The organism is Pseudophaeobacter arcticus DSM 23566, assembly GCF_000473205.1.
GTDB lineage: Bacteria > Pseudomonadota > Alphaproteobacteria > Rhodobacterales > Rhodobacteraceae > Pseudophaeobacter > Pseudophaeobacter arcticus.
Map to the genome: position 1 here is coordinate 2,649,168 of NZ_KI421507.1, position 20,149 is coordinate 2,669,316.

Annotated in this window: 20 protein-coding genes; 7 read left to right on the forward strand and 13 right to left on the reverse strand. The window is 59.5% G+C overall.

Annotation, left to right across the window (positions count from 1 at the left end; translation table 11 throughout):
• Positions 1 to 11: 11 nt before the first annotated feature.
• Positions 12 to 542, reverse strand: a complete 531-nt coding sequence (locus ARCT_RS0117055; protein ID WP_027241158.1) for a gamma-glutamylcyclotransferase — start codon at positions 540 to 542, stop codon at positions 12 to 14.
• A gap of 71 nt (positions 543 to 613) precedes the next feature.
• On the opposite strand from ARCT_RS0117055, the gene ARCT_RS28820 reads away from it, so the two are divergent.
• Positions 614 to 1,165 carry a DUF2125 domain-containing protein gene (locus tag ARCT_RS28820; RefSeq protein WP_051360839.1) on the forward strand — a complete coding sequence of 184 codons (552 nt, stop codon included), beginning with the start codon at positions 614 to 616 and terminating at the stop codon, positions 1,163 to 1,165.
• A 17-nt stretch (positions 1,166 to 1,182) separates the two neighbouring features.
• Positions 1,183 to 1,623 carry a DUF2125 domain-containing protein gene (locus tag ARCT_RS28825; protein WP_051360841.1) on the forward strand — a complete coding sequence of 147 codons (441 nt, stop codon included), beginning with the start codon at positions 1,183 to 1,185 and terminating at the stop codon, positions 1,621 to 1,623.
• Positions 1,624 to 1,857: 234 nt separating this feature from the next.
• Here ARCT_RS28825 and ARCT_RS0117065 read toward each other — a convergent pair whose 3' ends face one another.
• From ARCT_RS0117065 to ARCT_RS0117085, 5 genes are all read right to left on the reverse strand, one after another.
• A complete protein-coding gene (locus ARCT_RS0117065; protein ID WP_027241159.1) occupies positions 1,858 to 2,793 on the reverse strand; it encodes an extensin-like domain-containing protein in 936 nt (311 codons plus the stop codon).
• Positions 2,790 to 3,710: a prephenate/arogenate dehydrogenase family protein gene (locus ARCT_RS0117070; RefSeq protein WP_027241160.1), complete on the reverse strand. Its 921-nt coding sequence runs from the start codon at positions 3,708 to 3,710 to the stop codon at positions 2,790 to 2,792. Before ARCT_RS0117070 ends, ARCT_RS0117065 begins: the two co-directional genes overlap by 4 nt.
• Positions 3,707 to 4,798: a histidinol-phosphate transaminase gene (gene hisC / locus ARCT_RS0117075; RefSeq protein WP_027241161.1), complete on the reverse strand. Its 1,092-nt coding sequence runs from the start codon at positions 4,796 to 4,798 to the stop codon at positions 3,707 to 3,709. Before hisC ends, ARCT_RS0117070 begins: the two co-directional genes overlap by 4 nt.
• A gap of 156 nt (positions 4,799 to 4,954) precedes the next feature.
• Entirely contained in the window at positions 4,955 to 6,604 is a 1,650-nt protein-coding gene (locus ARCT_RS0117080; protein WP_027241162.1) for a peptidoglycan-binding domain-containing protein, read from the reverse strand.
• Positions 6,605 to 6,699: 95 nt separating this feature from the next.
• Entirely contained in the window at positions 6,700 to 8,142 is a 1,443-nt protein-coding gene (locus tag ARCT_RS0117085; protein WP_027241163.1) for an aminotransferase class V-fold PLP-dependent enzyme, read from the reverse strand.
• 106 nt (positions 8,143 to 8,248) lie between these two features.
• Here ARCT_RS0117085 and ARCT_RS0117090 point away from each other — a divergent pair, with 106 nt between their 5' ends.
• Positions 8,249 to 8,710: an Lrp/AsnC family transcriptional regulator gene (locus tag ARCT_RS0117090; RefSeq protein ID WP_027241164.1), complete on the forward strand. Its 462-nt coding sequence runs from the start codon at positions 8,249 to 8,251 to the stop codon at positions 8,708 to 8,710.
• Between the two features lie 61 nt (positions 8,711 to 8,771).
• Here ARCT_RS0117090 and ARCT_RS0117095 read toward each other — a convergent pair whose 3' ends face one another.
• The 5 genes from ARCT_RS0117095 to ARCT_RS0117125 all read right to left on the reverse strand — a co-directional run bounded on the left by ARCT_RS0117095 (position 8,772) and on the right by ARCT_RS0117125 (position 13,662).
• On the reverse strand, positions 8,772 to 9,344 hold the full coding sequence (locus ARCT_RS0117095) for a PA14 domain-containing protein (RefSeq protein ID WP_027241165.1): 573 nt from the start codon (positions 9,342 to 9,344) through the stop codon (positions 8,772 to 8,774).
• Positions 9,345 to 9,589: 245 nt separating this feature from the next.
• Complete coding sequence (gene rpsD, locus ARCT_RS0117100) at positions 9,590 to 10,210, reverse strand: 30S ribosomal protein S4 (protein ID WP_027241166.1); 621 nt, start codon at positions 10,208 to 10,210, stop codon at positions 9,590 to 9,592.
• 285 nt (positions 10,211 to 10,495) lie between these two features.
• Positions 10,496 to 11,569, reverse strand: coding sequence for a Hint domain-containing protein (locus tag ARCT_RS0117110; RefSeq protein ID WP_027241168.1), 1,074 nt, complete (start codon positions 11,567 to 11,569; stop codon positions 10,496 to 10,498).
• A 111-nt stretch (positions 11,570 to 11,680) separates the two neighbouring features.
• A complete protein-coding gene (locus tag ARCT_RS0117115; RefSeq protein WP_027241169.1) occupies positions 11,681 to 12,610 on the reverse strand; it encodes a lipid A-modifier LpxR family protein in 930 nt (309 codons plus the stop codon).
• Between the two features lie 419 nt (positions 12,611 to 13,029).
• Positions 13,030 to 13,662, reverse strand: coding sequence for a TetR/AcrR family transcriptional regulator (locus ARCT_RS0117125; RefSeq protein WP_027241170.1), 633 nt, complete (start codon positions 13,660 to 13,662; stop codon positions 13,030 to 13,032).
• A 90-nt stretch (positions 13,663 to 13,752) separates the two neighbouring features.
• Between ARCT_RS0117125 and ARCT_RS0117130 the strand changes: the two genes are divergently transcribed.
• Genes ARCT_RS0117130 through ARCT_RS0117145 form a run of 4 tightly spaced genes read left to right on the forward strand, consistent with a single transcriptional unit; the run spans position 13,753 to position 16,915 of the window.
• Positions 13,753 to 14,574, forward strand: coding sequence for an ABC transporter ATP-binding protein (locus ARCT_RS0117130; RefSeq protein WP_027241171.1), 822 nt, complete (start codon positions 13,753 to 13,755; stop codon positions 14,572 to 14,574).
• 38 nt (positions 14,575 to 14,612) lie between these two features.
• A complete protein-coding gene (locus ARCT_RS0117135; protein WP_027241172.1) occupies positions 14,613 to 15,377 on the forward strand; it encodes a transporter substrate-binding domain-containing protein in 765 nt (254 codons plus the stop codon).
• A gap of 18 nt (positions 15,378 to 15,395) precedes the next feature.
• On the forward strand, positions 15,396 to 16,142 hold the full coding sequence (locus ARCT_RS0117140) for an ABC transporter permease (RefSeq protein WP_379573821.1): 747 nt from the start codon (positions 15,396 to 15,398) through the stop codon (positions 16,140 to 16,142).
• Positions 16,139 to 16,915 (forward strand): ABC transporter permease, encoded by a 777-nt coding sequence (locus ARCT_RS0117145; RefSeq protein ID WP_027241174.1) that lies wholly within the window; start codon positions 16,139 to 16,141, stop codon positions 16,913 to 16,915. Before ARCT_RS0117140 ends, ARCT_RS0117145 begins: the two co-directional genes overlap by 4 nt.
• A gap of 172 nt (positions 16,916 to 17,087) precedes the next feature.
• Here ARCT_RS0117145 and ARCT_RS0117150 read toward each other — a convergent pair whose 3' ends face one another.
• Both ARCT_RS0117150 and ARCT_RS0117155 read right to left on the reverse strand, forming a co-directional pair.
• The gene (locus tag ARCT_RS0117150) at positions 17,088 to 19,589 is read right to left on the reverse strand and encodes a GcvT family protein (protein WP_027241175.1); all 2,502 of its coding nucleotides are present in this window, start codon (positions 19,587 to 19,589) and stop codon (positions 17,088 to 17,090) included.
• Positions 19,590 to 19,782: 193 nt separating this feature from the next.
• A complete protein-coding gene (locus ARCT_RS0117155; RefSeq protein ID WP_154665385.1) occupies positions 19,783 to 20,142 on the reverse strand; it encodes a hypothetical protein in 360 nt (119 codons plus the stop codon).
• Between the last annotated feature and the right edge of the window lie 7 nt (positions 20,143 to 20,149).

Below are 20,149 nucleotides of genomic sequence, written 5' to 3' on the forward strand. Positions count from 1 at the left end.
GCACCAAGGCTTTATCCCGTAATTTGCCGCACGCGCATCATCAGCCACTCCAGTTCGGCGTCGCCCAGGCCTATCTCGCGTAGATGTTCGGCAGTATTGTACAGATATTCTGTATTGGGACCGCGCCCACCCACCGCTGTGGCGATGATCTGCGCCTGTTTTTCCAGCGCCAGACCGCCGCAATACTGCGCGTGATGCGGGTCGATGACATAGGTCACCGCCTCGACCTCTTCGCCTGTGTGCAGGGCAACCGTCAGATCGCGCTCCAGATAGGCAGAGGAAATCAATTCACGTTCGCGCAGATAGGCCAGGGTTTTGTCTTCTTCGCCGGCGGCAACCGCCAGTGCCAGCCCCTGACACTGTGATCCTTTCACCTCATCCAGGGCAAGCACCAAGCCCGGCGCCTCTTCGCTGCCCCGGTGATGGATCGAGGACATGCAAAAGGAGCGGGCATAGCCCTGCAGGGTTGCAACCTCGCGACGCGCCACTGGAAACCCCGGGTTCCACAGCAGCGATCCATATCCAAATACCCACATTGTCATGATCTATGGCCCTTTATATCCGCCGTCTATAAACAGCAAAATGCAGGCTAGAAAAAGAGGGTCTTTGCAGAATGCGACTGCTGAAATGGCTCAGCCTTGGGGCTGCTGTCTGGATAGTGTACTGGGGGTTGGCAGCCTGGGGGCTGCGCGGTGGGTTCGAGACCTGGTTTAACGAACAGCAACGCCAGGGCTGGCAGGTCTCCTATGGTCCAATGATCACCCGTGGGTTTCCCCTGCGCCATGTCACCCGGCTGGAGCAACCGCTGCTTGCCGATCCCGGCACCGGCGCCGCCTGGAGCGCTGACTGGATCGAATTTGACAGCCCGGCCATCTGGCCCGGTGCACAAAGCCTCCGGTTTCCGGCAACGCCGCAACACTATTCCTATTTTGACCAGACCCGCCGGTTGACGGCAGCAGAGATGCGCGCGGATTTACAACTGGCCCCCGGGCTGGCGCTGGAGCTGGAGCAGCTGTCGCTGACCAGCCAGGCCTGGCAGATCGCTGATGCCGACGGAGTCTTGTGGCAGGCTCAGGATCTTGTGCTGGAGATGCGGCAGATGGCGCAGGCAGAACAATACCACCTGAACGCCGAAGCGAGGCAGTTCTCGCCCAGGGGCTACTGAGAGCTGGTTTTGGCGGCTTGACCCCTGCCAGGGATGATCTGCCGTCCTGGTTTGAGGCCCTGCGTCTGCGGGCAGATCTGGGGTTTGAGTCCCCCTGGGACCGGCGGGCCATCGAATTGCGGCGACCGCAGCTTCGCCAGATCAATCTGGATCTGGTCGAGGCCCATTGGGGCGACATGCTGTTCCGGGCCTCGGGAGAGCTGGAGGTTGATGAAAAAGGCCGTCTCAGCGGTGAGCTGGCTCTGCGCGCGGAAAACTGGCCCGCGATTCTCGACATGGCCGAACGGCTGAGCCTGCTGCCGCCAAGCACCCGCAGCGCGGTAGAGAAAGTTCTGGAGTTGTTTTCAACCGGAACCGGACGCGCGGCAAAGATAGACATCCCCTTGCGCTTTCACCAGGGGCAGGTCTGGGCTGGCCCGCTGCCAATCGGCACTGCGCCGCCATTGGTGCTTCGCTGAGAGACGACCAGTCCCACTGGCCGTCCAGCTATCGATCCAGGAATGTAAAAAAGAGCGGGGGGCTCCCGCCTGATCTGCGGCATTCTTGCAGAATGCCACGCCTCAGTTGGGCCGGGCGCCGCGCGAGACGCGCGGCGCGGTTCCGCTTGGGGCAAATGGTTTGCAGCGCGTAAAGCATTGGGCCAGATCAAACGGCGGCCAAGATTACCGCACAGCTTACCTGAGATCAGGCCCCTAGCGGCAATAGGAACCGCTGCGGTAACTGGCGACATCCAGATGGAAATGATCGCGGTGATGACGGTCCGCCTTGGGGCCAAGCACGGTGCCAAAGGGGCCACAGGCCGCCTTCCAGATCCGTGCCAAGGGTTTGCGGGTTTGGCCTGCGTCCCAGCCATTGAGCACAGTTACCAGGGTACCGTCTTCCAGTTTGAAGCCAGAAATATCAATCGCCTTGCCCCGGCCGTGCTCCGAGATCCGGGCCCCGGGGCGATTGTTGCGGGTGCGGCAGGCGTAATGCGCCGCGACGCGCAGGCTGACGACCTTGTTGCGGCGGCCAAAGGCCGTTTCAACATCTTTGGACACCCAGCGTTTCAACGCCTCAGCCGTCTCGCAGGTCATCACCGAGGCCTGGCTCAGCCTGACGCCTGCCACGGAAGTCACCTGCACCGCGTCCCTGGCACCACAGCCCGGCAGTGTCGCCACCACTCCGCCAATGACCTTGCCCTGGATTTCAATATCCCCACAGACAGAGCCTTTGCGCAGGTGGCGGCGTTTGAACAAAGCCTGCTCGGCAATGGTATCCGGACGCACAAAAGGCACCAGGGACTGATCCAAAACGCGTGGCACCAGATCCGCAGGCAAAGCGGCCGCTGCCAGAAGCTGGGCTGAAACCGGGCGCTCAACTGGGCGCAGATCCGCGCCCAAGGCTGGAGCGAGCTGTTCCAGATCCGCCAGCACGGCACCCGAGGACTGCGGCAGCACAGCCGCCGAGGCTGCAATATTGGACAACGGGCGATCAGACAACGGGCGATCAGAAAATGGGCGATCAATGGGGCGCAGCGAGACCTCGGGCGCCGAGGCTTGCAGCGGTGCAATGCCCGCCACACAGAGCAGCCCAGCGGCCCAGGCCCTGGTGGCAACACCCGATGCAAAACGCCGCCACCCGATCATGGTTTATGCGCCCGGCCAAAGTCAGGCGCAGCAGTGTCCTGCCCGGCCTCGATAATGCCGCGACGGATGGCGCGGGTACGGGTGAAGTAGTCATGCAGGTGATCCCCGTCGCCGGTGCGGATGGCCCTTTGCAGCGCAAAAAGCTCCTCGGTAAAACGGCCAAGGATTTCCAGCGTGGCCTCTTTGTTGGTCAAAAAGACATCGCGCCACATGGTTGGATCCGAGGCGGCAATCCGGGTGAAATCACGAAACCCCGCCGCCGAATATTTGATCACTTCGCTGTCAGTCACCCGGCGCAGATCATCCGCCACCCCAACCATGGTATAGGCAATAAGATGCGGCGCATGGCTGGTCACGGCCAGCACCAGATCATGGTGATCCGCATCCATTTCATCCACATTGGCGCCCATTCCTTCCCAAAGAGAGCGCAACCGTTCAACCGCGTCCCCGTCACTGCCTTCGGCCGGAACCAGCAGGCACCAACGGTTGTCAAACAGCTCGGCAAAGCCCGCTTCCGGCCCGGAATGTTCGGTCCCCGCCAAAGGGTGCGCCGGGACAAAATGCACGCCCTCGGGAATATGCGGCCCCACGGCCTCGATCACATGGGCCTTGACCGAGCCCACATCGGACACGGTGGCGCCGGGTTTTAACAGCGGGCCGATCTCGGCCATCACCGGCCCCATGGCGCCGACGGGCACGCAAAGCACCACCAGATCGGCGCCCTCGATGGCCTCGGCGGCGCTGTCGCAGACCCGGTCACACAGCCCGATGCGGCGGGCGGTATCGCGAGTCTCGGCGCTGCGGGCGTAGCCGGTGACCTCGCCTGCCAAGCCGCCCCGCTTCATCGCCCAGAACATCGAGGAGGCAATCAGGCCCAGACCAATCAGGGCCACCCGGTTGTAGATGACAGTACTCATACGGCAGCCTGCTGTGTCTTGAACTCTGAGATGGCAGCGATCAACCGACGGCAGGCGGCCTCGTCCCCAATGGTGATGCGCAAGGCGGTGGGCAGGTTATAGCCGCCCACCCGGCGCACGATCAGCCCCTGGGTCTGCAGATAGGCGTCACAGGCCTCGGCCTCGGCCTGGCTGGCAAACCGCGCCAGAATGAAATTGGTGCAGGAGGTATCCGACGCCACCCCCAGCTCTGCCAGCGCTGCCGCCAGCCAGCTGCGCCATTTGGCATTTTCACTGCGGCAGTGGTCGATATAGGCGCGATCACGCACTGCGGCCTCGGCCCCGGCCAATGCGGAGGAAGAGACATTAAAAGGTCCGCGCACCCGGTTCAGCACATCAATGATCGCCGCAGGCCCATAGCCCCAGCCAATACGCGCGCCGCCCAATCCGTAGATCTTGGAAAAGGTCCGCGTCATGAAGATATTGTCACGGGTAGCCATCAGCGCCGCGCCGGCATCAAAGCCTTCGACATATTCCGCATAGGCACCATCCAATACCAACAGCACACCTTTGGGCAGCCCATCGGCCAGGCGCGCCACCTCAGCGGCGGAAATCATCGTGCCGGTGGGGTTGTTGGGATTGGCGATAAACACCAGTTTGGTGTGTTCGGTACAACCGGCCAGCAGGGCGTCAACATCGGTCACGCGCTCGCGTTCCTTGACCTCCACCGGAGTGGCACCAGCGGCCAGGGCGCTGATGCGATACATGGCAAAGCCGTGCTCGGTATAAAGCACCTCATCGCCGGGACCGGCAAAGCACTGGCACAAAAAGGCGATGATCTCATCGCTGCCTGCACCACAGATGATCTGCTCAGGGTTCAGCCCCTCGACCTCACCGATTGCCTGACGCAGCGCCTGATGCTCGGAGCTGGGATAGCGATGCATATTGGCCGCCGCCTCTTGCATGGCTGTAATCGCAAGCGGGCTTGGCCCCAGTGGGTTTTCATTGGAGGAGAGCTTTACTGTGTTGCTCACCCCCGCCACATGGGCCGCGCCGCTCTGATAGAGAGCGATATCCATAATACCGGGCTGCGGCGTAATCTGGGTCATACTTTCGGGCTCCTTGGTTCCCATTGGTAATAGCGAAGCACAAACCAATGGGAAAGCCGCAAGATGCCCCCTGTCAGATCCAGCCCCCAATAACAGCGCTGCAGGGGTGTGAAATAGTCAGCTGGCCCGCTGGAATCACGCCCCGGAGCAGGTCGATTACTTGGCCTTCTCCAGCTTTTTCAGCTTGGCTGCGGCCTGCTTTTCCACCATATCTGTCAGCTCTTTGCGCAGTTTTGCGTCCTTGCGCATGGCCTCCTCCATGGTTTTTTGCAGAACCTTGGCAGATTGCGACCCGTCCGAACCTTCAAGAGCCTTATTGGCGTAGGCGACAAAGACCTTGTCCTGAAGCCCGCCGGCGATATCGGCATAGATTTGTGGTCCGTGTTTTTTGGCAAATTCCTCCACGGCATCCGCACCATATTTTTTGACCAAATCCCCTTTCCAAACCGAATCCATCGCCCGGGGGATCAGTTTCTGCGCCAAAAAGCCCTGGGAATTTGCCACATAGTTTGAGCCAAATTGCGAAACCGCTTTCATCGGTCCCGAGGCCATAATGCCCCCCGACAGGATCTTGACCACCGCGTCGGTGACCTCTTTTTTGTTGGGGGCGCGCCCCTTTTCCACCAGCGGTTTGAACAGCATGATCGCCTCTTTGGTGGCATTTTTGATCATTTCCTGTCCGACAGTGGTGGTGAACATCTTCTCCATAAAGACGGTCAGCGACTTTTGTGAGAAGGTCTGGAACATCTTGGACGGCAGTTGCGCGGCGACCTTGCCAGCAACACCTTTCAGGAAAGTGCCGCCCAGCTTGCCCCCCGCAGCGCCCGCGATCCCTGCAAACAGAGTATCCAGGGCGACTTTCTTGGCTGCACCGTCCCAGGTGACCTTATTGCCGGCAAGGTATTCGCCGTACTGGCCAGCGCTGGATTTCATCGCCTCGGTGCCGGCGGCTGCTATCGCATGGGCCTTGACCGGGTTCATGCCTTTGGTCGCCACCAAACGCGCGGTGGCATAGACCTCGATCACCGCAAAGGAGGTCTCGCGCACGATCTCCAGGGTGAAAACCGCCTTGCTGGCCGTGCCAATGCGGGCCTTGATAAATTTGTCAAAGGCCTTTTGCCCGGTATTGTAGACCCGCGTCGCCTTGGCATCCTGCTTTTGCACCTTGGCCCAATCCGGCTTGGACCGGCTCACCAGGGCTTTTAGGCTGCCAGCTTCGGAGCGGGCATTCAAAATCGGCGTCCAGGGCGGGTCGGTGTCAGCGTTCAGCGTCGACATGGTAAATTCGGCAATCGCCATCATCATGCCATCCTCGGCCTGGCGGGTTTTTTCCACATCATTGCAGAAATCCACCCAGCATTCCGCCTGCCCCAGCATCATATTGGCCTTGGACAGGATCTCATGTTTGAGCGCCTTTTCTTTGGCCTCAAACTCGCGCACCTCGACCTGTTTGGTCTTGCCCTCTTCCTTGACCTCATAGACCGAGACCTTTTGGTCACTGGCAATCATCGCCTGCAGCTTGGCCAGCCCCGCCTTCCAGGTCCGCATTCCGGGGTCAACGATACCGTCCGGCTTTTTGAACCCCAGCGCATTTTTCTGGAAACTGCGGATGTCCTTGATCAGGCCCGCGTCACATTTCTGGGAGATGGTGATATTGTCATAGCCATTTGCCTTGAGCATCAAACGCACCAGTTCCACATCGGCGGGGGCATTCTTTACCGGCTTGAATTTTCCATCGCCAGATTTTGCGTCGGGTTTGGTAATACGGTTCTTATCCCCCACAGGGGCCGATAGGGTAACTGCCATAACAAGGCTCCGACCAATTAACAGAATAAATAACGCCTCAACCCTGCCATAAAAGCCTTAGCCCTGTCATGGGCATTTGACCTGCGCTTTCCCCGTCAGGCGGCGCGGGGCTGAAACCGCGCGGTTTTGGGGTCCGCCAGATAGCTTTGGGCCAGATCTTCGGCCCGCTGTGTCAGCTCATTCACGCTGTCGATGATATATTGCACTGTGTCATCCGTCATCAGATAGGAAAAGTTGAGCCTGACCCAGCCAGGTTTTTGCAGCTCTTGTCCCGACTGAAGTGCCGCAAACAATGCCTCGGACTCGGCCTGGTCAATCTCCAGCAGGCGATGCGCATAGGGGCCGGCGCAGGCACAGCCGCCACGGGCCTGAATACCGTAGTGGTCGCTCAGCATGCGGGTAAACAGCTGCTGATGCACAGGCGCGCCTGAGCCTCCCCTGACCGTGAAAGAGTAGATGGGCAAGCGATGCGCCTGCGCGTGTCCCAGAACTGTGAGCTGCGGATTATCCGCCCAGCCCGCGCGCGCCATTTTGGCAAACCGCGCCTCTTTCGCTGCAATCTCTGCCTCGCCCACGGCCTCCTTGACCAAAAACGCCAGGGCGGCGCGGATATCGCCAATCACATTGGGCGTTCCCGCCTCCTCGCGGGCCACCAGATCCTCGCTGTATTCGTGCCCCCAAGGGGAAACAAAGCTGACGGTTCCGCCACCGGGCCAGGACGGGCACTGGCGCTGAACGGCCTGTCTATTGACAAGCAACACCCCAGATGCCCCCGGCCCGCCCGCAAATTTATGCGGCGAGACAACAACCGCATCCTTATGGGCGCCATGATCCCCGGCCATCGAGATCGGCAGATAGGGTCCACCGCCCGCATAGTCCCAGATCACCAGCCCGCCCGCAGCATGCAGCAGACGGCTGATCGGGTCAGGGTCGGTGAGGATCCCTGTGACATTGGACGCAGCCGAAAAGCTGCCAATCATCAAATCAGAGCTGGCGTGCTGCAACAGCGCCTGTTGCAAAGCCTCCAGATCAATTCCCCCCTCCGCCGCCTCCGGGATCTCGACGACCTTTGCCTTGCTCTCGCGCCAGGGCAGAATGTTGGAATGGTGTTCATAGGGGCCGATAAAGACCACTGGATCATGCGCCTCATTGACCCCAAACAGGCTGACAAGCCGATTGAGCCCGGCAGTGGCTCCGGCGCCGGCAAAGATCACCGCATCCTGCGCACCACATTGGGTCACCCGCGCGATCTCTTGCCGGGCGGCGCGGCGCATCCGGGTGACGTAAGAGCCACAAAACGACGCCTCGGTGTGGGAGTTTGCGTAAAACGGCAGGACCTGTGTGGCGATGAACTCCTCCACCTGTCGCAGGCTCCGCCCTGAGGCCACATAGTCGGCATAGACCAGCGGCACATCACCGCCGGGGCCTGGGATCATCATTCCCTCGCCAATCTGCCCCTGTGCCAGGGTTCCGTCACAGGCGGCCTGGGCCAGGTCATTTTTGAAATCCGCCAGAGTTTTGAATACTGCCGAGGTCATGCACGCGTCTCCTGAAGGGGCTTTTGCCTAATCTCCTATGTAATCTGCGCGAAATCACCACCAATGACTGATTGATTTACCCAATTTATGTGTCATATGATCGCCTATGGGTAATTCTATAGATCATATCGACCTCCACATCCTGCGCGCGCTGCAACGGGACGCCAGCCTGTCCCAACGCGAACTGGCAGATGAGGTCGGGCTGTCGCAAAACGCCTGCTGGCGGCGGTTGAAAAGTTTGAATGACAGGAAAATCCTACAGGGCGCCACGATGCGCGTGGACCGCGCCCAGTTGGGGCTGGATCTGGTGGTCTTTGTGATGCTGCGGACCCGGCATCACTCTGCCGAATGGCTCGATACCTTTCGCCGCCACGTGCTGACCATCCCCGAAGTGGTGGATTTCCACCGTATCGGCGGAGATTACGACTATCAGCTCAAAGTGGTGACCCAGGATATGGGCAGTTATGACCGGGTCTATCAACGACTGATCAGCGGCATCGAACTAGACAGCGTCACCTCATATTTTGCGATGGAGACCATCGCCGAGGCGCGCCCGCTGCCGCTGTGACATCGGATTTACAACAGTCACAACACCAGCAGGGCTAAACCTTCGGGTTTGAGAGGGGTCATTAATGGCCAAAGGCCTTGTCTGGCATCCAGGACAGGCGCTTTCCCGCGGCGCCCATGCGCATGTGTAAACAGGCTGTACCAAGGCGCTGAAAATACAGGATATCCAATTTATACCACCCGGCCGAGGGCACTTCGACCTCGCTCATCACCGTAGAGTCGCAGGCTTGGCGACCGTCAAATTTCCCGACCACCTGCCCGCCAATTCTGGCGCGCAGCCCATCATTGGTTAGAAAATCAATATTGTGAATCCCCGGCTTGGCAAAATGCACATAGCCGTTGATCCCGGCCACCACATGCTCTGACCGTTTTGAGGTCAGGGTAATGTCGCCCTCATTGGTGTCGCGGTGATCCAACCCCGCCAAAGGACGGCCACGTTCCGCGCTAATCTTCAAAGCCGCAGAGGCCTCGTCCAGGGTTCGGACATCCACCGGATAGGCATAGCGCACTGCAAGCCCCGGCTTTAGGCCCGACGGTTGCGGATTGGCAGGCTGCAGTTTCAACGGCGCCGCACTAAGCGCGGTGGCACAGGTCACAACGATGGCGGCAATTGCACCGGTCAAAAGGCGTTTCATTTTAGTCTCCCGTTTTGCCCGGCTCCCGACAGGCCCGGCTCGTTTTCCCCACGGTAGCGACGAGTCCCGGCAAAAGACAACCGCTTTTCCGATTTGAACAGATCGCAAGAATAGCATCATCTGGAAACTGCGCGCCCTGATCTGGCGCAGCCCCAGGAGACTTCGGAGCCAAACCAAGGAGCAAAATGCAAAAAGGGCCGCCCGAAGGCAGCCCTTTTCTCCAACACCCGCAAAGGGCGTCAGGATTAGTTTTTGGCGTAGAATTCCACAACCAGGTTTGGTTCCATGACAACCGGATAAGGCACATCGGCCAGACCAGGCGCGCGCACAAAAGTGGCGGTCATTTTGGAGTGGTCGGCTTCGATGTAGTCAGGAACGTCACGCTCTGCCAGGGCAACGGCTTCCAGCAGAACTGCCAGTTGCTTGGACTTGTCACGAACGGCGATAACGTCGCCTTCTTTGACACGGTAGGAGGCGATGTTGACGCGCTGACCGTTTACGGTGACGTGGCCGTGGTTGACGAACTGACGTGCGGCAAAAACGGTAGGAACAAATTTGGCGCGATAGACAACGGCGTCCAGGCGGCGCTCAAGCAGGCCGATCAGGTTTTCACCGGTATCGCCTTTTACACGCTCAGCTTCGGCATAGATGCGGCGGAATTGCTTCTCGGTGATATCGCCGTAGTAGCCCTTCAGCTTCTGCTTGGCACGCAGCTGAATGCCAAAATCGGACAGCTTGCCCTTGCGGCGCTGACCGTGCTGGCCGGGGCCATATTCACGACGATTAACTGGGGACTTAGGACGGCCCCAGATGTTTTCGCCCATGCGGCGGTCAATTTTATACTTGGCAGACGTACGTTTAGTCACGGCTGTTCTCCTTTTTAGTGGCTCCGCAATCTACCCGAAAACCGGTTCCCACTTTTCGGATTGCGGACGCAGGCGCCTACAGTCATGATCAGCCAGAACGCAGCCAGGAAAACGGCGGCTATAAAGGGCGTTGTCCTCTTAGGGTTAAATCTTGCGATCCGCGCCTATGACAGGAATCCCCTTGCGGGGCCCACCAACACCAATGAAGTGGCGCTTATATGCGCAAAGGAAGCAGAGTCAACAGCGCTTCCCTTGCTTCCTTGGTTTTTTTGAGCACCTGACAGATTAAGCCGCTTCATGCATCAGAATTGCGGCCTCGGACCTGCTGAGATTGCGGCGCGCATAGACGCCATAGCTCATCGGGTCCTGTTCGACCTGCGGCAGCAGCCCACCCAATCGAATGCGATCCTGCGTATCCAGTGCCGACATCGAGGCACTGGCGGGATGAAAGCTTTCGCTTTCCACCCCATTGGCCCAGAGCACCTGATGCGAGTCCAGCAACAGATGGATATAGGTCACTTCGCGCACTGCGGTATCCGCCGCAATGGTATGGCCATTGATCAGGTCACGCGCCGCCACCAGCACCTCGCTGGTGTTGAACAGCGCCTGGACCTGGCGCCCCCGCAACAACATACGATGCTCTGGCGAGACCAGCAGCTCCTGTTCCGGCCGGTCGATGCCCAGAGCGCCGGCGCAAATACGCACAGGCCGCAGCTTTGGCACCACAAAAAGCCGGGCACCGCTGATCCGGCGGGCGCCAATCCACTGGATTTCCCGGGCGCCACTATCGCGGGTCTGCACCCTATCGCCTTCGCGCAGGTCCTCGATCCGGCGCGGGCCACTTGGGGTGGCAATCTGGGTTCCCGGGGTAAAGCAAATCACCCCACTGCCCGGCTGTCCCGGCATCGTGTCACCTGGGCAGCCAATACTTCCCAGCGAGTGATGCACCACCCATAGATCCGTGCCTTTAGGCGGGACTTCATTTACAAACATCAAAAGAGGCCGCGCGCTGTCGCTGACCTCAATCAAGGTGACGGTGTAGCTTTGAACACCATTTGTCACCACAAAACTCTTATCCAACAGCGGGTCTTGGACCGCGATCTCGCGCAGGTCCGTTCTGTTCTGGACCGCTGCCCCCACCAATCTGCGTACCGAGCGCGCCGCCCGACGTCTCAGATCCGCTTCTCCATTCGCCATACCCAAACGCAACAGTTCAGCCGGGCCATCAACCCGCACTGCTTCACCTTGCCACGACCACGCGGCCCCGACATCGATAGACTCGACCGGTGCGGCCCAAAGACCATCTACTTCTGTTTGCGACCAAGAAATGACGAACGTGCCCTGAAAGCCCGTTTTCATCTGCCTGTCTGCCTGCTCTTTTTATATTATTAAGGAAAACTTAACAAAACGGGTCGTTCAGATAAAGAGCAAAGTCACCCCCGCAAGCCGAGCCCGGCGCCGGGTGTGTTTTCAAAACCTCAATTGCACCTGCAAGGCGCCCGTCAGCTGACCTTCGCTTTGGCTGGAGAATTCCTTACCCAGATAGGACAGCCCATAAAAGGCCGAGACCCCTTGCCCCTGCCAGCGCAGGCCCAACCGGGCCCGATGGCGGTTGTGTTCCAGAGAATAGCCGCTTGTTTCAGGCAAAAATGCCGATTTTGCGACATAGGCAATATCCGCCCCCGCCGTCAGTGTCAGCCCCGTCGCCTCGCCCTGCAGGGTGTGATAGCGCTGTCCAGTGACGGTTTCACGGATCAAAAGCCCGCCCTGCGCCAACTGCCCATAGGTGACATCCACCCCGGCCCGAAGATAGGTCTCGTCTCCGGCGCGTGCCTCGACAAAAGGACGCAGAGCAGCGTGGTTGGACAGGGAAAACGAATGGCCAACTGCGGCTGAAATCACCGGCCTGAATGTATTGCCAATCTGCCCATTCAAAACAGCATCCGAAGGCTGAGGCGCACCTGCCAGATCATGAAACCATCCCTGCATCTCGTCCAACTGGGTCTGCGGCCCCAGGACGGCCAGACCACCGCCCAGCGAAATCTCGGTTCCGCGCCGCTGCATGTGGCTGTTCAGCTCCACCGTCAAGACACCGGCCCAGGGGCGATCCGCCGGGTTCGCGACAACCAGATCGGCAGGCGCCAGGATTTGCCCCTGAAACCGCAGCTCCAGCAGCTCTCCAAAGCCGACAGGGGCCTGACCCTGCCAAACCTGACCATAGATCCGCGAAGAGGTCACAGCCCCGGTGCGCCAGCGGTCTTTGCCGTCTCCCAACAGATCGTTGGAAAACATCAACCCGTATCCGATTTTGTGGCGCCTTGGCTGTTGATCCGGCGTCTCCGCCGCCCCCTGTAGAGGCAGGACAAGAGCCAAGAACATTGCGGCGAACTTTTGGAACATCAAATTTATCCTGCTCTTTGCGCCCACTTGTCCCCGCCCCTACCTATCAAAAAGATCTGGCCTATCAAAAAGATCTGGCCGATAACAAAGATCTGGGACTGATTTTTGGCGCGGGCCGAGGCACGTGGTTAACACTGCGTTAACACCCATACGGAGCCGCGAACTAGTGCACCAAAGCCACAGCTTTGAGATATGGTCAAAGCCCCTGCCCGCCTGTCGCCACAGAGTTGCCGCAGTTCCGGACCCAGGCACAAACCGGACCATAAAAACCCCGCTCCGGGCCACCAGCAGGCAAAAATCCCCTATGCCTTCGCCACAGATCGCCTGCCACAATTGCTGCGGGCTCTTGCAAGAAAATTTGCCGTTTTGTGGGGGTGCTCACCCAGACGCACACCCATGGCGCGCCAGACCAGTCGCCTCTAGGGCTCAAGTGGCAGGCCAATGATGGCCCCAACCGAGGTGAGACCAATCTGCGACAGCTCCCCGGGTGCAAAGGCCTCCGGCAAGGCGCCACCCTCCATCCACAGCCCATCAATCAGCGCATTGCAGGCGGTCGCCAACTGGTACAGCCGCGCGGGCTCGGCTTCGAGACCGGCCTCCTCCAGCGCCGCACGAATCAGGTTTTCCAGACGGTCGCGAAACTGGACATAGGTTCTGGCGTGAGTCTCTTTCATCTGTGCGTCATGCTGCACCTTGTTGAGAAACCCAGCCCAGAGCGCAATCGAGCGCGGATCCACCACAGGCGGCATCAAGGACGACTGCACAAACACCCGAAGCTGGTCACGCGCGGATCCTTTCACATCGGCAACCGGGGCAAAGGTCAGGTCGGTCATCTGCGTCATGTGGTGTTCAAAAGCAGCCGTGATCAGGTCTTCCTTTGAGGAAAAATAATGCCTTATCAACCCCTGCGTCACCTGCGCCCGATCGGCTATGCCGCGCACAGTCGCCCCCTGGACGCCCTTTTCCGCCACCAGTTCCAGCGTTGCTTCAATCAGAGTACGCTTGCGCTGCTGCGCGCTTTCACGCGTAAATTTTCGGCGTTCGTCATTCATCCCTGTCTCCACAACGGCTCGATCTAATTATACACTTGCGTAACTACCGCGATTACGCCTTACTAACCCAATACCCAAGGACGTCCAAGCATGCCAACAGTTGCCTCCACCGAGCAAGACATTGCAGCCGCCCCCTCTTCCACCCAGAGCGCATCACTGGGCAAGGATGCCGTGCGCATCGAAGAGCTGCACAAATCATTTGGCACATTGGAGGTTCTCAAGGGGGTTTCACTCACCGCCCGACAGGGGGATGTCGTGGCCATTATTGGCGGCAGCGGCTCTGGCAAATCCACCATGCTGCGCTGTATCAATTTCCTGGAAACCCCGTCCAGTGGCAAAATCATGATTGACGGGGAAGAGGTGAAGATGCGCGCCGATGGCACCCCCGCTGACCGCCGCCAGATCGAACGCATTCGCACCCGGCTGGCCATGGTGTTTCAGTCCTTCAATCTCTGGACCCATCGCACATTGCTGGAAAATGTCATCGAAGTGCCGATTCATGTGCTCAAGATCCCGCGCGCAGAGGCCATTGCCCAGGCGCGCGTCCTGCTCGCGCGGGTTGGGCTGGCCGAAAAGGAAGACGCCTTTCCCGCCTTCCTGTCCGGGGGGCAGCAGCAACGCGCCGCCATCGCACGCGCCCTGGCCGTGGATCCATCTGTTATGCTGTTTGACGAACCAACCAGCGCCCTGGACCCCGAATTGGTGGGCGAAGTTCTGACGGTGATCCGCGATCTGGCCGCCGAGGGGCGCACCATGTTGCTGGTCACCCACGAAATGCGCTTTGCCCGTGAAGTCGCGGATCACGTCGTCTATCTTTATCAGGGACGCATCGAAGAGCAGGGTCCACCTGCCGAGGTCTTTGGCAATCCAAAATCGGAGCGCCTGCAGCAATTCCTGAAATCCGTTTCATAATAAAACCAAAACTAAAATCCAAAACAGGGAGATCAAAAATGAAACTCAAAACACTTCTGGCCACCGGCCTGACCCTCGCCACCCTGACTGCAGGCGCAGCCCAGGCCGAGCAAGTCAAAATCGGCATCGCCGCTGAGCCCTATCCACCCTTTGCCTCGCTGGATTCCTCGGGCACATGGGTTGGCTGGGAAGTTGAAGTGATTGATGCGGTCTGCGCAGCGGCTGAACTGGATTGCGTGCTAACGCCCGTTGCCTGGGATGGCATCATTCCCTCTTTGACCGGCCAGCAGATCGACGCCATCATGGCCTCTATGTCGATCACCGAAGAGCGGCTGAAAACCATCGATTTCTCTGATGCCTATTACAACACCCCTGCGGTGATTGTGGCGGATAAATCCATGGATATCGCCCCCACCCCAGAAGGTCTGGAAGGCAAGATCCTCGGCATTCAGGCCTCCACAATTCACCAAACCTATGCGCAAGAGTATTTCACCGGCGCCGAAATCCGCGTCTATCAGACCCAGGATGAGGCCAACCAGGATCTATTTGCGGGCCGCATCGACGCCGTCCAGGCCGACAGCATCGCCATGGCAGATTTTGTCGGCTCCGAGGCCGGGGCCTGCTGCGAGATCAAAGGCGCCGTTGCGGATGATCCGGCCATCCTGGGACGGGGTGTTGGCGCGGGCCTGCGCAAGGGCGACGAGGCCCTGGCGGCAAAGATCAACATGGGCATCGCCAAGATCCTTGCAGATGGCACCCATGACAAAATCACCGCGCGCTATTTCTCTGCCAGCATCTACTAAGGCACCAGCGACGTGACGATGATCCTCGAATGGCTCGGTCTGACCGAGAGCGCAGCACTGCTGTCGCTCTCGGCTCCCGGCTGGGGCAGCAACCTGTTGCGCGGTCTGGCAAATTCGCTGCAAATCGCCTTTGGTGCCTTTGGCATGGGACTGATAATCGGGCTTTTCGGGGCCTATGGAAAACTTTATGGCGGGCCAATCCTGCGGGATCTGCTCGCCATTTATACCACCGTAATCCGGGCGGTTCCGGAACTGGTTCTTATCCTGATCCTTTATTACGTTGGCACCGATCTGATTAATAAGCTCGCGCTGATGATGGGCTATGGCCGGGTCGAGATCAGCGGCGTTGTGGCTGGTATCTGGGTTCTGGGCATTGTCCAGGGCGCCTATGCCACCGAGATCCTGCGCGGCGCCATCCAAGCCGTGCCTCCTGGCCAGATCGAAGCCGCCCGCGCCTATGGCATGCCGGCGCTGATGACCATGCGCCGTGTGACCATTCCCGCGATGATGGCCTTTGCCACGCCGGGACTGGCCAATCTGTGGCTGATTGCCACCAAGGATACCGCCCTTTTGGCCGTCGTCGGCTTTAACGAGCTGACGCTGGAAACCAAACAGGCCGCAAGCAGCACACGGGCCTATTTCACCTTTTTCCTCGCCGCCGGCGGGCTTTACCTGCTGGTGACGCTCTGTTCCGGCGCGGTCTTTGCCCGCATCGAGAAATGGGCCCGCCGTGGCCAGCCCTCGTTGAAGGAGGGCAAGACATGAACAGCCTCAAATCCCTGATGCAACCCCATCGTATCGTGCTGATGGCGCTCTTTGCCGGGTTGCTCATGTGGAGTGCGCTGACGATGCGCTGGGACTGGATCCCAAAATACGCCCCCCTGGCCCTGCAAGGGTTGTGGACCACCCTTTGGATTCTGCTGGTCACCACGGTCCTGGGGTTCTTGCTCGCCATCCCGCTGGGGCTCGCGCAGGCGATTGGGCCCTGGTATCTCTCCCTGCCCGCGCGGGTCTTTTGCACGGTCATTCGCGGCACTCCGCTCTTGTTGCAGATCTGGCTGCTTTATTATGGGCTTGGCTCGCTGTTTCCGCAGTTTCCCTGGATCCGCTCCAGCGAGCTGTGGCCCTATCTGCGTCAGGCCTGGCCCTATGCGGTGCTGGCGCTCACCCTGTCCTATGCAGGCTATGAGGGCGAAGTGATGCGTGGCGCCTTTTCTGGCGTGGCCAAGGGCCAGCTGGAGGCCGCCAAGAGCTTTGGCATGCCCCGCTTTACCATGTTCCGCCGTATCTGGCTGCCCCAGGCGATCCGCAATGTCCTGCCAACCCTGGGGGGCGAAACCATCCTGCAGCTGAAAGCCACCCCGCTGGTGGCCACCATCACCGTGGTCGAGATCTACGCCGTCTCCTCCAGAGTGCGCTCTGATACCTTTATTGTCTACGAGCCGCTGCTGCTGCTTGCCTTGGTCTATATGATCATTGCCGGGCTGATCGGGCTGGCCTTCAAGCGATTTGAAAACCAGATCCCCTCTGGCCGCTAATACATCTGACAGCGGAGCCTAAACTGCTACCTGGATAGGCCAGTAGATCTGCAACCAGCCCCCGGCACAACAGGTCCTTAATAAAAAAGGCCCCGGTGACATCATCACCGGGGCCTTTCTTTTCTCGCAAAGCCTAACCCTGCGGTTTTAGCTTTGCGTTTCCTGCTGCGCCTTAGCCGTTTTGACGGATGGTGGCGTTTGTCGGATCATAGGGGCTGTCGCATGTCACAACCGCATCCCAGAGTTTATCCTGCAGTTTCACTTTCAGTTTGGTACCCTCGACCGCCAGCTCTGGCGGCACATAGCCCATGCCAATCGACTTTTCAAAAGCCACCGAATAGCCGCCCGAGGTCAGGCGCCCGACGCGGGTTGCACCATCTTCGGTATAGAGCGCCTCGCGGCCCCATGGATCGGCATCGTCAGGCCCGTCAATCAGCAGGGTGCAGCATTTAACCCGCACGCCCTTTTCAATCATCGCCTCTTTACCGTGGAAGTCTTTTTCCAGGTCGATAAAGCGGGGCAGATCGGCCTCGGCCGGGGTGGCGTCGCGGCCCAGCTCGGTGCCAAAGGCGCGATAGCTTTTCTCCATCCGCAGCCAGTTTTGTGCCCGGGCGCCAACCAGCTTCATGCCGTGTTTCTCGCCAGCTTTTTCCAGCAGATCGAACAGGTAGTTCTGCATCTCGATCGGGTGGTGCAGCTCCCAGCCCAGCTCACCGGTGTAGGCCACACGGATCGCATTGACGGGGCACATGCCCAGTTCGATCTGACGCGCCGACAGCCAGGGGAAGCGCTTGTTGCTGAGTGCGGTTTCCGGATCGGCGTCAACGATGATCTCTTTCAGGATATCGCGCGACTTGGGTCCGGCGATGGCAAAGACGCCCCACTGGGTGGTGACATCCTGGATCTCGATATAGCCGAACTCCTCCATCTTGTCCTCGGCCGCCTTGCGCAGGAAGTCGGCGTCATATTCGCTCCAGGCCCCGGCGGAGACCAGATAGTAGTTGTTCTCGCCGTTGCGCACGATGGTGTATTCGGTGCGGGTGGTGCCCGCCGAGGTCAGCGCGTAGGTCAGGTTGATACGACCAACCTTGGGCAGTTTGTTGCAGGTGAACCAGTCGAGGAACTGGGTGGCACCGGGGCCCTTGACCACATGTTTGGTAAAGGCGGTTGCATCCACCAGGCCAGCAGTTTCGCGGATCGCCTTGGCTTCGTCCACGGCATACTGCCACCAGCCCCCACGGCGGAAGCTGCGGGCCTCTTCGTCGTTGAAACCTACTGGCGCGTAGTAGTTGGGACGTTCCCAGCCATTGACCCAGCCAAACTGTGCACCGCGCTCTTTTTGGCGATCATAGGCTGGCGAGCAGCGCAGGCCGCGCGCGGCGGGGCGCTCTTCGTCCGGGTGGTGCAGGATGTAGACGTGCTCGTAGCATTCTTCGTTCTTGCGGGCGGCAAATTCGGTGGTCAGCCAGTTGGAGGAATACCGTTTGGGATCCAGCGATGCCATGTCGATTTCGGCTTCGCCATCCACCATCATCTGCGCCAGGTAGTAGCCGGTGCCGCCTGCGGCGGTGATGCCAAAGGAGAAACCTTCTGCCAGCCACATGTTGCGCAGACCAGGTGCCGGGCCAACCAGCGGGTTGCCATCAGGCGTGTAGCAGATCGGGCCGTTGAAGTCGTCCTTCAGGCCAGAGTCGGCGCAGGAGGGAACGCGCTCTGCCATCGCCATGTACTGATCCGCAATCCGGTCCAGATCCAGCGGGAACAGGTCGGCGCGGAAGCTGTCGGGCACGCCATGTTCAAACCGTGCGGGCGCGCCGTGCTCGTAGATGCCGAGGATCCAGCCGCCGCGCTCTTCGCGGGCGTAGGATTCATTGTCGGCGTCGCGGATGACGGGGTGCTCGGGGTTGCCGGCTTCGCGCCATTTGACCAGCTCGGGGTCCTTGTCCATGACGATAAAGGTGTGCTCGACCGGGATCGCAGGCATTTTGATGCCCAGCAACTTGGCGGTGCGCTGCGCGTGGTTGCCCGACGCGGTCACGACGTGCTCGGCGGTGATCACCACTTGCTCGTCGGAGGGGACCAGGTTGCCGCCCTTTTCCACCATCTTGGTGCAGGTGACTTCCCAATGGGTACCGGTCCAGTGGAAGGCATCGGCTTGCAGTTTGCGCACGATATCGACGCCGCGCTGACGGGCACCCTTGGCCATCGCCTGGGTCACATCTGCGGGGTTAATATAGCCGTCTTCGGTGTGATAGATCGCGCCTTTCAGGTCGCCGGTCTCAATCAGCGGCCAGCGCTCCTTGATCTGCTCAGGGGTGAGCCACTCATAATCAACATCGCAGGTTTCCGCAGTCGAAGCGTAAAGCTTGTACTCATCCATACGCTCGTCGGTCTGCGCCATGCGCAGGTTGCCAACAACGGCAAAACCGGCGTTCAGGCCTGTCTCTTCCTCAAGCTGTTTGTAAAAATCAACCGAGTATTTGTGGATATGGGTGGTCGCATAGGACATGTTGAACAGCGGCAAAAGCCCCGCCGCATGCCATGTGGACCCCGAGGTCAACTCATCACGCTCGATCAGCATGACGTCGTCCCAGCCGGCTTTGGCGAGGTGATAGGCAATTGAGGTTCCAACGGCGCCGCCGCCGACAACCAATGCTTTGACTTGGGTTTTCATGAGGCCGTTCTCCGGAACAAGTGACTCGGTTTCTGCATTGGTTATGCCCAAAGCCCGTGAAACCGGTCTAAATCCATCCGACGCAAATATAGTCAAAACCGACCTTTTGGCGCCAACCGTCCCCGGTTCCGAGCAATAGTCCCTGCCTAGCCCATGTCCGCTGTCATGCCGGGTCCTGGCCCGGTGATCCAGACTACTGACAGTTCAAGGCGGTCCCGCGGCGAATACAGACACTGGCAGGCACCTGCTCCTGCGCCGCAACATCCGCTTCTGCCACATCATCACCACCAGAAAGGCGCGCGCCGATTGCAGAGCCAAGGCCAGTTTCAAAGCCAAGGCCTGTGGCCTTTTGCCAAAGCCCATCTCGCTGGCCTTCCGTTGCAATGCGATCAGCCGGCTCGGTCTTATAGCGCTTTTGCACGATGGCCGCATAATCTTTCATGCTCAGCTCACCCGGCCCCAGCCCGGCTTTCTGGCTTTGCATATTGTAGTCTACTGCAACAACCGCCTGGGTGCTAAATACAAGTATCCCCAAGGTTTTTCGTAAACTCATCTACTCA

Excerpts from the sequence above, each read along its gene's own strand:
- ARCT_RS0117055 (WP_027241158.1), bottom strand. The coding sequence starts at position 542 with ATGACAATGTGGGTATTTGGATATGGATCGCTGCTGTGGAACCCGGGG.
- ARCT_RS28820 (WP_051360839.1), top strand. The coding sequence starts at position 614 with ATGCGACTGCTGAAATGGCTCAGCCTTGGGGCTGCTGTCTGGATAGTG.
- ARCT_RS0117065 (WP_027241159.1), bottom strand. The coding sequence starts at position 2,793 with ATGATCGGGTGGCGGCGTTTTGCATCGGGTGTTGCCACCAGGGCCTGG.
- ARCT_RS0117070 (WP_027241160.1), bottom strand. The coding sequence starts at position 3,710 with ATGAGTACTGTCATCTACAACCGGGTGGCCCTGATTGGTCTGGGCCTG.
- hisC (WP_027241161.1), bottom strand. The coding sequence starts at position 4,798 with ATGACCCAGATTACGCCGCAGCCCGGTATTATGGATATCGCTCTCTAT.
- ARCT_RS0117080 (WP_027241162.1), bottom strand. The coding sequence starts at position 6,604 with ATGGCAGTTACCCTATCGGCCCCTGTGGGGGATAAGAACCGTATTACC.
- ARCT_RS0117085 (WP_027241163.1), bottom strand. The coding sequence starts at position 8,142 with ATGACCTCGGCAGTATTCAAAACTCTGGCGGATTTCAAAAATGACCTG.
- ARCT_RS0117090 (WP_027241164.1), top strand. The coding sequence starts at position 8,249 with ATGGGTAATTCTATAGATCATATCGACCTCCACATCCTGCGCGCGCTG.
- ARCT_RS0117095 (WP_027241165.1), bottom strand. The coding sequence starts at position 9,344 with ATGAAACGCCTTTTGACCGGTGCAATTGCCGCCATCGTTGTGACCTGT.
- ARCT_RS0117110 (WP_027241168.1), bottom strand. The coding sequence starts at position 11,569 with ATGAAAACGGGCTTTCAGGGCACGTTCGTCATTTCTTGGTCGCAAACA.
- ARCT_RS0117115 (WP_027241169.1), bottom strand. The coding sequence starts at position 12,610 with ATGTTCCAAAAGTTCGCCGCAATGTTCTTGGCTCTTGTCCTGCCTCTA.
- ARCT_RS0117125 (WP_027241170.1), bottom strand. The coding sequence starts at position 13,662 with ATGAATGACGAACGCCGAAAATTTACGCGTGAAAGCGCGCAGCAGCGC.
- ARCT_RS0117130 (WP_027241171.1), top strand. The coding sequence starts at position 13,753 with ATGCCAACAGTTGCCTCCACCGAGCAAGACATTGCAGCCGCCCCCTCT.
- ARCT_RS0117135 (WP_027241172.1), top strand. The coding sequence starts at position 14,613 with ATGAAACTCAAAACACTTCTGGCCACCGGCCTGACCCTCGCCACCCTG.
- ARCT_RS0117140 (WP_379573821.1), top strand. The coding sequence starts at position 15,396 with ATGATCCTCGAATGGCTCGGTCTGACCGAGAGCGCAGCACTGCTGTCG.
- ARCT_RS0117145 (WP_027241174.1), top strand. The coding sequence starts at position 16,139 with ATGAACAGCCTCAAATCCCTGATGCAACCCCATCGTATCGTGCTGATG.
- ARCT_RS0117150 (WP_027241175.1), bottom strand. The coding sequence starts at position 19,589 with ATGAAAACCCAAGTCAAAGCATTGGTTGTCGGCGGCGGCGCCGTTGGA.
- ARCT_RS0117155 (WP_154665385.1), bottom strand. The coding sequence starts at position 20,142 with ATGAGTTTACGAAAAACCTTGGGGATACTTGTATTTAGCACCCAGGCG.